At 53.3% G+C, this 12,760-nt stretch carries 12 protein-coding genes and 1 pseudogene; 5 read left to right on the top strand and 8 right to left on the bottom strand.

Annotated features, from left to right (window positions below):
* Positions 1-21: 21 nt before the first annotated feature.
* Both EVJ28_RS04085 and EVJ28_RS04080 read right to left on the bottom strand, forming a co-directional pair.
* Complete coding sequence (locus tag EVJ28_RS04085) at positions 22-657, bottom strand: nitroreductase family protein (RefSeq protein WP_131468911.1); 636 nt, start codon at positions 655-657, stop codon at positions 22-24.
* Positions 654-1,100 carry a MarR family winged helix-turn-helix transcriptional regulator gene (locus tag EVJ28_RS04080; RefSeq protein ID WP_131468909.1) on the bottom strand — a complete coding sequence of 149 codons (447 nt, stop codon included), beginning with the start codon at positions 1,098-1,100 and terminating at the stop codon, positions 654-656. Before EVJ28_RS04080 ends, EVJ28_RS04085 begins: the two co-directional genes overlap by 4 nt.
* Before the next feature lie 179 nt (positions 1,101-1,279).
* Here EVJ28_RS04080 and EVJ28_RS04075 point away from each other — a divergent pair, with 179 nt between their 5' ends.
* The 3 genes from EVJ28_RS04075 (at position 1,280) to aceA (ending at position 5,106) form a co-directional block, all read left to right on the top strand.
* Positions 1,280-3,472 carry a malate synthase G gene (locus tag EVJ28_RS04075; protein WP_131470240.1) on the top strand — a complete coding sequence of 731 codons (2,193 nt, stop codon included), beginning with the start codon at positions 1,280-1,282 and terminating at the stop codon, positions 3,470-3,472.
* Complete coding sequence (locus EVJ28_RS04070) at positions 3,469-3,765, top strand: hypothetical protein (RefSeq protein ID WP_131457828.1); 297 nt, start codon at positions 3,469-3,471, stop codon at positions 3,763-3,765. The genes EVJ28_RS04075 and EVJ28_RS04070 overlap by 4 nt, the downstream gene beginning before the upstream one ends.
* A gap of 66 nt (positions 3,766-3,831) precedes the next feature.
* Entirely contained in the window at positions 3,832-5,106 is a 1,275-nt protein-coding gene (gene aceA / locus EVJ28_RS04065; protein ID WP_131470241.1) for an isocitrate lyase, read from the top strand.
* Positions 5,107-5,149: 43 nt separating this feature from the next.
* Here the strand turns inward: aceA and EVJ28_RS04060 are convergent, their stop codons facing one another.
* The gene (locus tag EVJ28_RS04060) at positions 5,150-6,319 is read right to left on the bottom strand and encodes a LysM peptidoglycan-binding domain-containing protein (RefSeq protein WP_370250812.1); all 1,170 of its coding nucleotides are present in this window, start codon (positions 6,317-6,319) and stop codon (positions 5,150-5,152) included.
* Positions 6,320-6,623: 304 nt separating this feature from the next.
* On the opposite strand from EVJ28_RS04060, the gene EVJ28_RS04055 reads away from it, so the two are divergent.
* Complete coding sequence (locus tag EVJ28_RS04055; RefSeq protein WP_131457953.1) at positions 6,624-7,367, top strand: FixH family protein; 744 nt, start codon at positions 6,624-6,626, stop codon at positions 7,365-7,367.
* 35 nt (positions 7,368-7,402) lie between these two features.
* Here the strand turns inward: EVJ28_RS04055 and EVJ28_RS04050 are convergent, their stop codons facing one another.
* Positions 7,403-9,028 (bottom strand): ABC-F family ATP-binding cassette domain-containing protein, encoded by a 1,626-nt coding sequence (locus tag EVJ28_RS04050; RefSeq protein ID WP_131457952.1) that lies wholly within the window; start codon positions 9,026-9,028, stop codon positions 7,403-7,405.
* A gap of 132 nt (positions 9,029-9,160) precedes the next feature.
* On the opposite strand from EVJ28_RS04050, the gene EVJ28_RS04045 reads away from it, so the two are divergent.
* Positions 9,161-9,772, top strand: a complete 612-nt coding sequence (locus tag EVJ28_RS04045) for a stage II sporulation protein M (protein WP_161566948.1) — start codon at positions 9,161-9,163, stop codon at positions 9,770-9,772.
* A gap of 24 nt (positions 9,773-9,796) precedes the next feature.
* On the opposite strand, the gene EVJ28_RS04040 is transcribed toward EVJ28_RS04045, so the two are convergent.
* The 4 genes and pseudogenes from EVJ28_RS04040 to EVJ28_RS04025 form a co-directional block, all read right to left on the bottom strand.
* Positions 9,797-10,519, bottom strand: coding sequence for a DNA/RNA nuclease SfsA (locus EVJ28_RS04040; RefSeq protein WP_131457950.1), 723 nt, complete (start codon positions 10,517-10,519; stop codon positions 9,797-9,799).
* Positions 10,520-10,521: 2 nt separating this feature from the next.
* Entirely contained in the window at positions 10,522-10,968 is a 447-nt protein-coding gene (locus tag EVJ28_RS04035) for an OsmC family protein (protein WP_131457949.1), read from the bottom strand.
* 54 nt (positions 10,969-11,022) lie between these two features.
* A complete protein-coding gene (gene pepT, locus EVJ28_RS04030; RefSeq protein WP_131457948.1) occupies positions 11,023-12,261 on the bottom strand; it encodes a peptidase T in 1,239 nt (412 codons plus the stop codon).
* A gap of 114 nt (positions 12,262-12,375) precedes the next feature.
* Positions 12,376-12,501, bottom strand: a pseudogene (locus EVJ28_RS04025) (SDR family oxidoreductase); the annotation flags it as partial.
* Between the last annotated feature and the right edge of the window lie 259 nt (positions 12,502-12,760).

Here is a 12,760-nt window from a genome sequence, read left to right as displayed (position 1 = left end):
TCGACGCGATTGAGCTTTTGCTTACTTCCAGTCTGTGATGCGGTCGATTGGGAAGCGGACCGACGGGTAACCTTCTTCTGCGGCTTTACCGATCGAGAGGAGCATGACCGGGAGGTAGCGTTCTTTCTCGAGACCGAACGCTTCGGCGATATTCTTCTTATCGTAGCCGCCGATCGGGTTCGTGTCATAGCCGTGGGCACGGGCGACGAGCATGAGCTGCATCGCGACGAGGCCTGAGTCGAGCAAGATGCTGTCTTTGATCATTTCGTTCGGTGCGTCTTTGAAGATGCCTTTGATCATGTCGACTTGGCGGTCGCGGACTTCAGGAGGCATCAGGCCGCGCTCGACGGCAGAATTGAAGATCTCTTCCGTGTAGTCGGCCATTTGGTAGTCGGCGAAGATGGCGATGACAGCCGATGACGTCTCGACTTGACGCTTATTGAAGCTCGAGAGCGGGAGGAGTGTCTCTTTTCCGGTGGCGCTGTCGATGACGACGAAGCGCCATGGCTGAAGGTTGAGCGAAGACGGTGCTGTCGTCGCTTCCTCGAGGATTTGTGTCATTTCGTCTTTCGAGATTTTGACGTTCTCGTCATAGACGCGAATCGAACGGCGTCCTTTTACAATCTCCATAAAGTCTTTCTGTGTTGTCGTGTTCATGTTAGGGTCTTCCTTTCGTGTTGAATATTGTGTTGTAACGTATTTAACAGGTCGAGCAAATGTTGTTGCTCCTCTACCTTCATGTTTACAAAAAGTCGGTCCGATAAGCACTTCTTTTGCTCGGTCCAATGTGCAATTTTGTCGCGACCGAGCTCGGTCAAGTCGACGTAGATGACACGATTGTCTTGAAGACATCGTTCACGAGCGATCAGCCCTTGCGTCTCGAGTTGTTTCAAGTGACGGGTGATGGCCGCGTGATCGACATCGACGCGCTGTTGCAGCTCGCGTTGGCGAAGCGGACCGACGTGATTCAAGTTGCTCAAAATATCGTATCGGGTCAGGCTCAGTCCATCCATTTCGGTATCGAACAGCTGGCTGAGTTCTTTTTGTACAGTGATGACGTTGTAGAGAATTTGGTCGCTAGGCGAACAAGATTCGCGCATCCATAACCCTCCTTAACTAATTGATGACTCAATCATTGATGGGTCATGTAATCTATCGTAACGCGTTTTTCGTTTGTGGGCAAATAAAAAGTTTAAAAAAACTGTTGCCAAACTGTTATATAATAGTCTATATTAAAGTCAACTGATATATAACAACAAATACGGGAGGATGTGAAGGCTTGGAACAGTATACACAAGTAGGTACTTATCGCGTACATCGGGAGCTCCTCGACTTCGTCTCGGCTCATGTATTGCCAGGAGCCGAGACGGGCCATCAGTTTTGGCAAGGAGTCGAGCGCATACTAGACGAGTTCATTCCTCGAAATGAGGCGTTGCTTCACGAACGGAAGTCGTTTGAGCGACTGTTACAGAAGTGGTACAGCGAACAGAAACCAAATTTCGACATTGTCGGCTACGAGCGCTTCCTCCAATCAATCGGCTACATCGAACCGGTCGTCCCTGATTTTAGTATCGATGTCTCGGGTGTCGATTCGGAGATCACACAGCAAGCGGGACCGCAGCTCGTCGTCCCGCTCGACAACGCACGCTATGCGCTGAACGCGGCGAACGCACGCTGGGGAAGTCTTTATGACGCGCTGTATGGAACGGACGTCATCGATGAAGCGGACGGAAAAACGAAGTCGGCCGGCTACAATCCGGTCCGGGGTAAAGCGGTCATCGCTTACGCCAAACAATACCTCGACGACACGTTCCCGCTTCTAACGGGTTCGCACCGGGACGCGGAAGGATACGCGGTTCGCGCCGATGAACCATACGTCATCATCAACGGACAAGACGTCCCGTTCAGCAATGACTGTTTCGTCGGTTACGTCGGGAATCCGGACAGTCCGACGAGCTTAGTGCTCGTCCATAACGGCCTCCATGCCGAACTGAAATTTGACCGGAACCATCCGATCGGCCGCACGGATGGGGCAGGGCTCACCGATATCGAACTCGAGTCTGCCTTATCGGCCATCGTCGACTGTGAGGACTCGGTCGCAGCCGTCAACGCTCGGGACAAGGTCCACCTGTACAAAAACTGGCTCGGGCTGATGGACGGCACGCTCGAAGCGACGTTCACGAAAGGCGGTAAGCCCCTCAAGCGCCAGCTGAATGAAGACCGCCGCTACACAGGCAGAAACGGACGAGACGTCGTGCTACCGGGACGTTCCTTACTGTTCATTCGGAACGTCGGTCACTTGATGACGACAGATTTGATGCTCGACAATCAAGGAAGGGAAGTACCGGAAGGAATCCTCGACGGCATCTTCACGTCACTGATCGCGAGCCGTCACCTCGACTCAAAACGGAACTCGCGGGAACGGTCGATCTACATCGTCAAACCGAAAATGCACGGTTCAAAAGAAGTCACGTTCACGAACGACTTGTTCGACGCGATCGAAGACGTGCTCGACTTGCCGCGCCATACGCTCAAAGTCGGTGTGATGGACGAGGAGAGACGGACGTCGCTCAACTTGAAAAACTGCATCGAACGCGTGAAGGGGCGAATCGTCTTCATCAACACCGGTTTTCTTGACCGGACCGGTGACGAGATCCATACGTCGCTCACGTTCGGGCCGATGCGCAAAAAAGGCGAGATGAAGACGTCGGCTTGGCTCGATGCCTACGAACGCTTGAACGTCTTGACCGGACTCGCGGCCGACTTCTATCAACAAGCCCAAATCGGCAAAGGGATGTGGGCGATGCCTGATAAGATGCGCGACATGATGCGGGAGAAAGTCGCCCATGCTGAGTCCGGCGCGACGACCGCCTGGGTCCCATCGCCGACGGCCGCGACGCTCCACGCGCTCCATTACCATCAAGTGGATGCGTTCCGTGTCCAACGTGAGTTGGTGCAACGGTCGTTCGATATCGACAGCGAACGGAAACGCCTGCTCGAGATTCCGCTCGCGACACGCGTCTATACAGACGATGAAGTGAGGGAGGAGCTCGAGAACAACCTGCAAGGGCTGCTCGGTTATGTCGTCCGCTGGATCGAGCAAGGCGTCGGCTGCTCGAAAGTGCCGGACATCCACCATATCGGGTTGATGGAGGACCGGGCGACGCTCCGCATCTCGAGCCAACACGTGGCCAACTGGCTCTATCATGGTGTCTGTACGCGTGAGCAAGTCGAAGCGACGATGTACCGGATGGCTGAAGTCGTCGACAAGCAGAACGCGGCCGACCCGAACTACCGGCCAATGACGCCGGACGTGACCGACTCGATCGCGTATCAAGCAGCAAAAGACTTAGTGTTCGAAGGAACGGATTCGCCAAGCGGGTACACGGAACCGATCTTGCATCGCCGCCGCCGTCAGTTTTTGACACAGTCGACACTTGAATTGAACTTAAAAGGAGGAGCATCATCATGACAACGAAAAAAATCGAAAGCGAACAGTTAATCGAACGTTGGGTCATCCGCCGCATCGTCTCTGGAGAGTCGACAGCGACGCTCGCCAATACCGCATTCGTATACGGCAACGACTTGATGCGCCTCGTGCTCGACCGGACGGACGGTTCGCTCCAAATCATGAAAGAACCGGTCGAGGAAGTCGTCGTGTTCCGCAAACCGGAAGAGCGGGACGAGGAAAACGTCTGCCGCAGTTGTGGGATGGAACATTCGACGTTCAAGTCGGCACTCGAATGCTGCGCCTACTTGGATTAAGTGCGCAACATCTGTTATATAACAAATTCATTAAAATAAAACTAATATAATACAGGAGGAATAACAATGAATGAACAACGCATGCAACTCGAGAAGATTTTTCAGTCGGAACGGTTTGACGGGGTCGAGCGTCCGTACGGAGTCGACGACGTCATGAAGCTTCGTGGATCGGTCTTGATCGAACATACACTCGCGACGAAAGGGTCGGAACGTCTGTGGGACCTGCTCCACAAACGGGATTACGTCCACGCGCTCGGGGCGCTCACCGGAAATCAGGCGATCCAACAAGTGAAGGCGGGGCTTGAGGCCATCTACTTGAGCGGCTGGCAAGTCGCTGCTGATGCGAACTTATCAGGGCATATGTATCCGGACCAAAGCCTGTACCCGGCCAACTCGGTACCGAGCGTCGTCAAGCGAATCAATCAGGCGCTGCAACGGGCCGATCAGATTCAAACGGCGGAAGGGAAAGGGGATACGCACTGGTTCGCGCCGATCGTCGCCGATATGGAAGCTGGGTTCGGCGGTGTGCTCAACGTCTTCGAGCTGACGAAAGCGATGATCGAGGCCGGCGCGGCCGGTGTCCACTTAGAAGACCAGCTGTCTTCGGAGAAAAAGTGTGGTCACCTCGGCGGTAAAGTATTGCTCCCGACGCAAACGGCTGTGAAAAACTTGATCGCGGCGCGCCTCGCAGCAGACGTCATGGGCGTATCGACGATCATCGTCGCCCGGACGGACGCGCATGCGGCCAACTTGATCACAAGTGACATCGACCCGATCGACCATCCGTTCATCGTCGGCGACCGGACGCCGGAAGGCTTCTACCGGACCGAGGCCGGCATCGAGCAGGCGATCGCCCGCGGTCTCGCCTATGCGCCTTACGCCGATCTCGTCTGGTGTGAGACGTCGGAACCGGACTTGGACGAGGCACGCCAGTTCGCGGACGCAATCCATACGAAGTATCCTGGAAAAATGCTCGCCTACAACTGTTCACCTTCGTTCAACTGGAAGAAGAAGCTGTCTGACGACGAGATCGCGACGTTCCAACAAGAGATCGGGGCGATGGGCTACAAGTTCCAATTCGTCACACTCGCCGGGTTTCATTCGCTCAACTTCGGCATGTTCGAGCTCGCCCGCGGCTATAAAGAGCGTGGGATGGCAGCATATTCTGAGTTACAACAAGCCGAATTTGCGGCCGAACAACACGGCTACACGGCGACGCGCCATCAGCGTGAAGTCGGCACCGGCTACTTCGATGAAGTCTCACTCGTCATCTCGAGCGGACAGTCGTCGACGACAGCGCTGGCTGGATCGACCGAGGCGGAACAGTTTGAAGTGAAATGAAGCAAACAAAAAAGATGATGCCGCGGCATCATCTTTTTTGTGGTTAACGAGGAATTGTGAGTACTTGACCGATGCTGATCAAATTGATGTTCGTGATGTTGTTGGCAGCAGCGATTTTGGCGACGGTCGTATTATATGTCGTCGCAATCTTATAGAGCGTGTCGCCTGACTTGACGGTATACTTCACGGTCGTCGCTGGCGGAGGAGTGACGGTTGTGCCTGGGATGATCAGTACTTGACCGACGCTGATCAGGTTGATGTTCGTGATGTTATTGGCGGCAGCGATTTTGGCGACGGTCGTTTTGTACAGTGTCGCAATCTTGTAGAGTGTATCGCCTGCTTTTACCGTATATTTGACAGTCGTCGCTGGGGGTGGTGTGACGCTTGTTCCTGGGATGACGAGCACTTGACCGACACTAATTAGGTTGATGTTCGTAATCTTGTTAGCGGCAGCGAGTGCAGCGACGGTGACGTTGTAAGCCCGGGCGATGCTATAGAGCGTGTCGCCTGATTTGACAGTATACGTTTTAGCGGTTGAAGTAGATTGGTAAGCGAGCAATTGGGAAACTGTCACGAACTTGTAGCCTTTCGCTTTCAGTTGCGAGATCATCGTCGGCAAGGCGAGCGGTGTGCCCGGTGCGCCAGCGCCAGTGTGCATGAGAACGATCGATCCTGGTTTGATGTTTGTTTGGACTTTCGTATTGATTTGGCTAGCAGTGAGCCCTTTCCAGTCAATCGTGTCGATGTTCCATTGGATCGTATAAGCGTAGCCGGCAGCGCCGACACCGCTCAAGACGGCGCTGTTCACGGCGCCAAACGGAGCCCGGAAGATCGGTTTTGTCGTTTTACCGGTCAGTGATTTAACAATTGCTTCGGTACGGTCGAGTTCGGTCTTCATTTGAGTGGCGGTCAACTGGGTGAAGTATGGGTGGCTGTACGAGTGGTTACCTAGTTGGTGACCTTTAGCTGCGATGTTTTTAATGTATTGAGGATGGTGGTTGGCGCCGGTTCCAGTCAAAAAGAAAGTGGCTTTGACGTTGTTCTTGGCAAGTATGTCCAAAATCTTGTTCGTATTCGCACCATCCGCTCCGTCATCGAACGTCAATGCCACGACTTTACTCGTCGTGTTCACGCTCGTTATGAACTTCGAAGCAGCGGCATCAGCTGATTTTGGATAGGCGACTAACGGTGCCAGCACGATCAACAAAGCCATCAATAACCGTACAAATTTGCTCTTCATTTTTCCTTTCGCCTCCATTCTTGGTGTATGTATCTTGGTGTCAAGGCTTTCCATATATTGAGCTGTGTATATATTTTATATACCCCGTTTTGGTGATAAACACGTGATAAACCTAAAAATAGGCAAAGGGATTTTTGGATAATGACTCTCAAATTTTGTGTTTAATTTATGAGCAGGAGGCGTGGTAAATATCACAAAATCCTCACACACTTCCTGAAAAAGGATGATATCATGAACAAAGTGTGAAACGTGTAAGCGATTAACTAGGGGGGTCATGATGAGACAAACAGTGAAACGAATCGGGATGGCCACAGGGTTAGCCGGTCTGTTCGTCCTCGGGGCATGCGGGACAGAAGAGGCGGACAATGCGACGGAGATGGTGCAGTCGATGGAGCCCGTCGAAGCAGAATTGAACGTACCGGCGACAGCGGAAATAGATGAAGCGGTCACGTTATCGGTTCGCGTCACGCAAGACGGCGCAGGGGTCGATGACGCGGACGAGATCAAGTTCGAAGTGTGGAAGAACGGTGCCAAGGAAGAGAGCGAGATGCTGAAAGCTTCGCTCACGGAAGACGGGGTCTATGAGACGGAAGCAACGTTTGCGGATGAAGCGGTCTATACGGTCCAAGTCCATGTGACGGCGCGGGCGATGCACACGATGCCGACGGCGAACGTGACGGTCGGCCATCCAGAAACGGATGCTGAGGCTGAATCAGACCATCACCAACACGCCGGGGCCGATATCATGCTCGATCCAAAGCAAGTGACGGCGAATGAAGCGAGCCCGTTCACAGTCAACGTTGAAATTGACCATGAGGCGCTGACAGGTGCGGACGTTCAACTTGAAGTATTCAAAGACGGTGCGGATAAGCACGATTGGGTGAAGCTTGAGGAAACGGAAAACGGGAGCTATGCGGGTGAGCATACGTTCCCGGAGACCGGTACGTACAACGTCCAAGTCCATGTGACGAAAGGACACGACATCCATGAACACGTCATGGAGACAGTCGAAGTCAAATAAAAAAATCGATCGGCGCACGCGCCGATCGATTTTTATTATGCGTTTTGGTAAAGTGATTCGACTTGTTGTTGAAGCGATTCGTTCTCGAGGAACTGGTCGTACGTCGCTTCTTTGTCGACAATCCCATTCGGCGTCACTTCGATGATGCGTGTCGCAATCGTCGAGATGAGCTGATGGTCATGTGAGCTGAAGAGGAGTACGCCTTTGAACGTCTCGAGTCCGTTGTTGAGCGCTGTGATCGATTCGAGGTCCAAGTGGTTCGTCGGATCGTCAAGGACGAGCACGTTCGAGTTCGAGAGCATCATCTTCGAGAGCATGCAACGAACTTTCTCTCCCCCTGAGAGGACAGACGCTTTCTTCATGACTTCTTCGCCAGAGAAGAGCATACGGCCGAGGAAACCACGGAGGAACGTATCTGACTCGTCAGCTGGTGAGAACTGGCGTAACCAGTCCAAGATGCTCTTATCTGAGCCTTCGAAGTATTCCGAGTTGTCTTTCGGGAAGTACGACTGGATCGTCGTCACGCCCCATTTGACCGTACCCGCGTCTGGCTCCATCTCACCCATGAGGATCTTGAAGAGCGTCGTGATGGCGACGTCGTTGCGACCGACGAAAGCGACTTTGTCCATCTTGTTCAATGAGAACGTGACGTTGTCGAGTACTTTGACACCGTCGATCGTCTTCGAGACGTTGTCGACGTACAAGACGTCATTTCCGATTTCACGTTCCATCGAGAAACCGACGAACGGATAACGGCGTGATGACGGACGGATGTCGTCCAGTGTGATCTTATCGAGCAACTTTTTACGCGACGTCGCTTGACGCGCCTTCGAGGCGTTCGAGCTGAAACGGGCGATAAAGTTTTGGAGCTCTTTGATCTTCTCTTCTTTTTTCTTGTTCTGGTCGTTGGCCATGCGCGATGCGAGTTGGCTCGACTCGTACCAGAAGTCGTAGTTCCCGACGTACAGTTGAATCTTACCGAAGTCGAGGTCAGCCATGTGCGTACAAACTTTGTTCAAGAAGTGACGGTCGTGGGAAACGACGATGACAGTGTTCTCAAAGTTGATCAAGAACTCTTCGAGCCATTGAATCGCTTTGATGTCAAGTCCGTTCGTCGGCTCATCGAGGAGCAAGATGTCTGGCTTACCGAACAACGCTTGGGCAAGGAGTACCTTGACCTTCTCGCCACCCGTGAGCTCGCTCATGAGTTTATGGTGCGACGCGTCAGTGATGCCGAGACCTTGAAGCACCGTTGCGGCTTCCGACTCGGCTTCCCAACCGTTCATCTCAGCGAATTCACCTTCGAGTTCAGCGGCACGCATGCCGTCTTCGTCAGAGAAATCTTCTTTCATATAGATTGCATCTTTTTCTTTCATGACTTGATACAAGCGCTCATGACCTTTGATGACTGTTTCAAGCACAGCCTGGTCTTCGTACGCATAATGGTCCTGTTTGAGGACGGCGAGACGTTCGCCAGGTGAGAAGCTGACGTCACCCGTTGACGTCTCTTGCTCACCGGAAAGAATTTTCAAGAATGTTGATTTACCGGCACCGTTCGCGCCGATCAAGCCGTAACAGTTGCCTGGTGTGAACTTGATGTTCACGTCTTCGAACAACTTACGGCCACCGAATTGAAGACTTACGTTATTTACTGTAATCATGTATAGAATACCTCGTTTTTCTGATTTGTTTACGACGTGTATTGTATCACGTTTTTTAAAAACGCGCAGTCGCGGGTAAATATGAAACAAATGTGGAACGGATTCGTATGAATGGATAAGGGGGAATCGTTCATGAAAACATCACTATCGATCCGCGAGGCGTGGAACGACTACTACCGCAAGGATTTCGTCCGACTGTTGCTCGTGTTCTTCGTGACAGGCGTCATCTCGTATTGGTTATTCCGCACGTTCGTCGCGGCCGAACAAGTCGACGAGATTTTAGCCCAACTCGGCGAATCGTTTGAAGCGAGCGGGCTGACGTTCGACTCGAGTCCACGTGACATGATGATTGCCTTGTTCGTGAACAATACACGTGTCACGTTGCTCGCCTTCTTGCTCGGGATGATCCCGCTCTTCATCCCATATGTGTTCGTCGTCATCAACGCTGCCGTCATCGGCCTCGTCGCCATGCTCGTCGGTTTCACGGGCGAGTCGGTCGTCAAAGTGCTCGTTCTCGGGATTTTACCGCATGGCGTCACCGAGATCTCGGCAATCCTGCTCGGGGCGGCGATGGGTCTGTCGCTCAACCGTCATGTATGGAAGAAGTTACGAGGAAAAGAAACGGACGTCACGTTCAAAGCGCTATTGCTCGTAGGGGTCAAGACGTTCTTATTTATCGCGGTCCCGCTCCTCGCTGTCTCTGCTGTCATCGAGGCGTACGTCACGCCGCTCTTGCTACAGTAAAAGTCATCGCAGGATGGCTTTTTTTTATTTTAAGTGATGTGTCGTCTCGAGACAGCGCAGCGGGGTAATGCCTTCTATGGTGACTTCGCAGTTCAACTGCCAGACTTCGAACCCGTCCGCGATCGCGTCACGGATCAGCCGGCGGATGGCCTCGTCATGTCTCCGCTTCGGATTGCCGGTGAAGACAGGCGCATCATATAAAAAGACATACAATAAAACGGCCCGGCCTGCTTGTGGCAACGTCGTGATCAGCGTTTCAAGATGACGGATGAACCGTTTCGTCTCGACAGGGGTTTGCCTTGCGTTTCCTTCAAAGCGAGGGAGCGGCGTCACGAACAGTTCCGTCAGCGGTGTTTTAACTTCCATGTAGACTGCATCGACTTTGAAATCGAGGCGTGAACCGCCTGACACGATTTCACGTTCGACACGTTCTGGAGACGGAAAGACCGGCAAAGCGTCCGCTTTCAAGAGATGTTCGACGTAGTCGTTGGCCCGCCCTTGATGGATGCCGATCCAGCGCTTGTCCCGGTCAATCGAGATGGCTTCCACCGTGAAAGAAGTGTGGCGTCGCGGATCGTTTGCCGCCGAGACGAGGCAAGGCACACCTTCGAAGATGATATCACCAATCCGTCCCGTGACCGGACAGTGGCACGCGACGATTTCGTCATCGAGCAACACGTCCATGACGAAGCGGTTGCGCCGCTTGACGATAACACCTTCTTTTAACGGTCGTTCAAACCGATACATCGTCAGTCGACGCGAGTGACCGTCGTGTCGAGCTCGAACGTCACGTTGCCGGCCAAGGCGCGTGAAATCATACAGCCGTCTTTCGCTTTCTTGGCGATCCGTTCGACGAGCGTGATATCCCGGTCGGTCGCGTCGGCCTTTACGTTGATCACCGTTTTATAGCGGATCGTCTCGTATGTGAACACGCCGTTCGTCACGTCGACGATGCCTTCGGCGTCGATCGTGATGCCTTGATGGGAAAGGTCGCTCCGTCCGAGCATGGCCGCGAGCGTGATGATATAGCACGTCGCCGCAGCTCCGAGGAGCATCTCATCGGGATTCGTCCCGATACCAGGTCCGTCCATTTCCGGGGGAATCGAAATTTGCGTCTTCAACCGTTCGGCCTCGAGCGTGCCGACGTCGTTACGTCCGCCGGTCCAGTCAAGGTTCATTTGAAACGTATGCTTCATAAAAATCGCCTCCAATGTCTCTAGTGTAGAAGAGAATGATTGGAGGCGCATGTGTTATGCTCGCGCGCGTTCGGCGAACGTGCGGAGCGTCTGGATAATGACGTGTGTCGCTTTTTCCATATTGTTGACGGAGACGTACTCGAACTTGCCGTGATAGTTCTCGCCGCCAGTGAAGATGTTTGGCGTCGGGAGACCCATATACGACAGTTGCGAGCCATCGGTCCCGCCGCGGATCGGTTCGATCACCGGTTCGATCCCGAGCTCGCGCATGACGTCGGCGACGGTGTCGACGATGTGTTTGACCGGCTCGATCTTCTCGGCCATGTTGTAGTACTGGTCGTCCATCTTCAAGTCGACGCGTGCCTCGCCGTATTTTTGTTTCCATTCGGCGACAAGTTTCTCGAGCAAGACTTTCCGGGCTTCGAACTTCGTCCGGTCGTGGTCGCGGATGATGTATTGGAGAACTGTCGTCTCGACATCACCCGAGAATCCGTTCAAGTGGAAGAATCCTTCATAATGGCTCGTATGTTCCGGTGCCTCGTCGGCCGGAAGGCGGTTATGGAACGCCATCGCCAGTTTCATCGAGTTGACCATCTTGTTCTTGGCGCTACCCGGGTGGACGTTCGTGCCGTGGAACGTGACGGTCGCTCCGGCAGCGTTGAAACTTTCATACTGAAGTTCGCCAAGCGGACCGCCGTCCATCGTGTAGGCAAAGTCGGCGTTGAAGCGGGCGACGTCGAACTTGTGGGGTCCGCGCCCGATTTCTTCGTCCGGTGTGAACGCAATCCGGACCGGTCCGTGTGGGATTTCCGGATGCGCCAGTAAGTATTCGACCGCCGTGACGATTTCCGCCATGCCGGCCTTATCATCGGCACCGAGCAGCGTCGTTCCGTCCGTCGTCATGAGCGTATGGCCGACGTAATCATCAAGTTCGGGGAAGTCACGCGGTGACAAGATAACATTGAGTGCCTCGTTCAAGACGATATCGCCACCCGCATAATGTTCAACGAGTTGCGGATTGACGTTTGTGCCGGTAAAATCGGTCGCCGTATCGACGTGAGCGAGCAGCCCGATCGTCGGCACGTCATGGTCGACGTTACTCGGCAACGTCGCGAACAAGTAGCCGTATTCGTCGGTCTCGACGTCTTCGAGCCCAATCGCCTTCAGTTCGGCCTCGAGATGGCGGATCAAATCCCATTGTTTCGCCGTCGACGGCGTCGTCTCACTCGTAAAGTCAGATTGCGTGTCAATCTTGGCATACGTCATCAAGCGTTCAATCAATTTTGCTTGCATAAAAATACCTCCCCATATCGTTTCTCATCCGTTTTAGTGTAGCACGGGAACCGTTTGGAGAAGTATCAAAATTGTTTGAAAAATGGACAGGCGACCGAAGCGCCTGTCCATCGTTTACTGGATGATGACCTCGCCGTTGATGACGAACTCGGCGCCCGTGAAGTAACTCGACTCATCTGAGGCGAGGAACAAGACGAGGTTCGAGACGTCGGCCGGCTTTCCGATGCGTTTAAGCGGCACCGCCCGTCACAAGCGCGACTCCACCTTGTACACGTTTCATTGTCCTTCCTCCTTTTCAAAAAAGAAAGCAACCGTCTTCTTTAACATCATTAAGCGAGAATTCTCCCACCTCTAAGCGTCTGGGGCGAGGCCCAACGTAGGTGGGAGATGAATCGCCCGTACATAAACCTCTTGGGCACCCCTGTGACATAATTACGAACATAAGTTCTTGATTCCGTCAGATTTCCCTTCCCCCGCCGCGGGTATCGGAATGGGAAGA

Origin of the sequence: Exiguobacterium sp. SH3S3 (assembly GCF_004337115.1) — a bacterium.
GTDB classification, from domain to species: domain Bacteria; phylum Bacillota; class Bacilli; order Exiguobacteriales; family Exiguobacteriaceae; genus Exiguobacterium; species Exiguobacterium aurantiacum_A.
This window is presented reverse-complemented; position numbering and strand designations above follow the sequence as displayed.

What these genes read in the sequence shown, in the direction of transcription:
- EVJ28_RS04085 (WP_131468911.1), bottom strand. Translation starts at nt 657, where the DNA reads ATGAACACGACAACACAGAAAGACTTTATGGAGATTGTAAAAGGACGC.
- EVJ28_RS04080 (WP_131468909.1), bottom strand. Translation starts at nt 1,100, where the DNA reads ATGCGCGAATCTTGTTCGCCTAGCGACCAAATTCTCTACAACGTCATC.
- EVJ28_RS04070 (WP_131457828.1), top strand. Translation starts at nt 3,469, where the DNA reads ATGACAACGAAAAAAATCGAAAGCGAACAGTTAATCGAACGTTGGGTC.
- aceA (WP_131470241.1), top strand. Translation starts at nt 3,832, where the DNA reads ATGAATGAACAACGCATGCAACTCGAGAAGATTTTTCAGTCGGAACGG.
- EVJ28_RS04060 (WP_370250812.1), bottom strand. Translation starts at nt 6,319, where the DNA reads ATGGCTTTGTTGATCGTGCTGGCACCGTTAGTCGCCTATCCAAAATCA.
- EVJ28_RS04055 (WP_131457953.1), top strand. Translation starts at nt 6,624, where the DNA reads ATGAGACAAACAGTGAAACGAATCGGGATGGCCACAGGGTTAGCCGGT.
- EVJ28_RS04050 (WP_131457952.1), bottom strand. Translation starts at nt 9,028, where the DNA reads ATGATTACAGTAAATAACGTAAGTCTTCAATTCGGTGGCCGTAAGTTG.
- EVJ28_RS04045 (WP_161566948.1), top strand. Translation starts at nt 9,161, where the DNA reads ATGAAAACATCACTATCGATCCGCGAGGCGTGGAACGACTACTACCGC.
- EVJ28_RS04040 (WP_131457950.1), bottom strand. Translation starts at nt 10,519, where the DNA reads ATGTATCGGTTTGAACGACCGTTAAAAGAAGGTGTTATCGTCAAGCGG.
- EVJ28_RS04035 (WP_131457949.1), bottom strand. Translation starts at nt 10,968, where the DNA reads ATGAAGCATACGTTTCAAATGAACCTTGACTGGACCGGCGGACGTAAC.
- pepT (WP_131457948.1), bottom strand. Translation starts at nt 12,261, where the DNA reads ATGCAAGCAAAATTGATTGAACGCTTGATGACGTATGCCAAGATTGAC.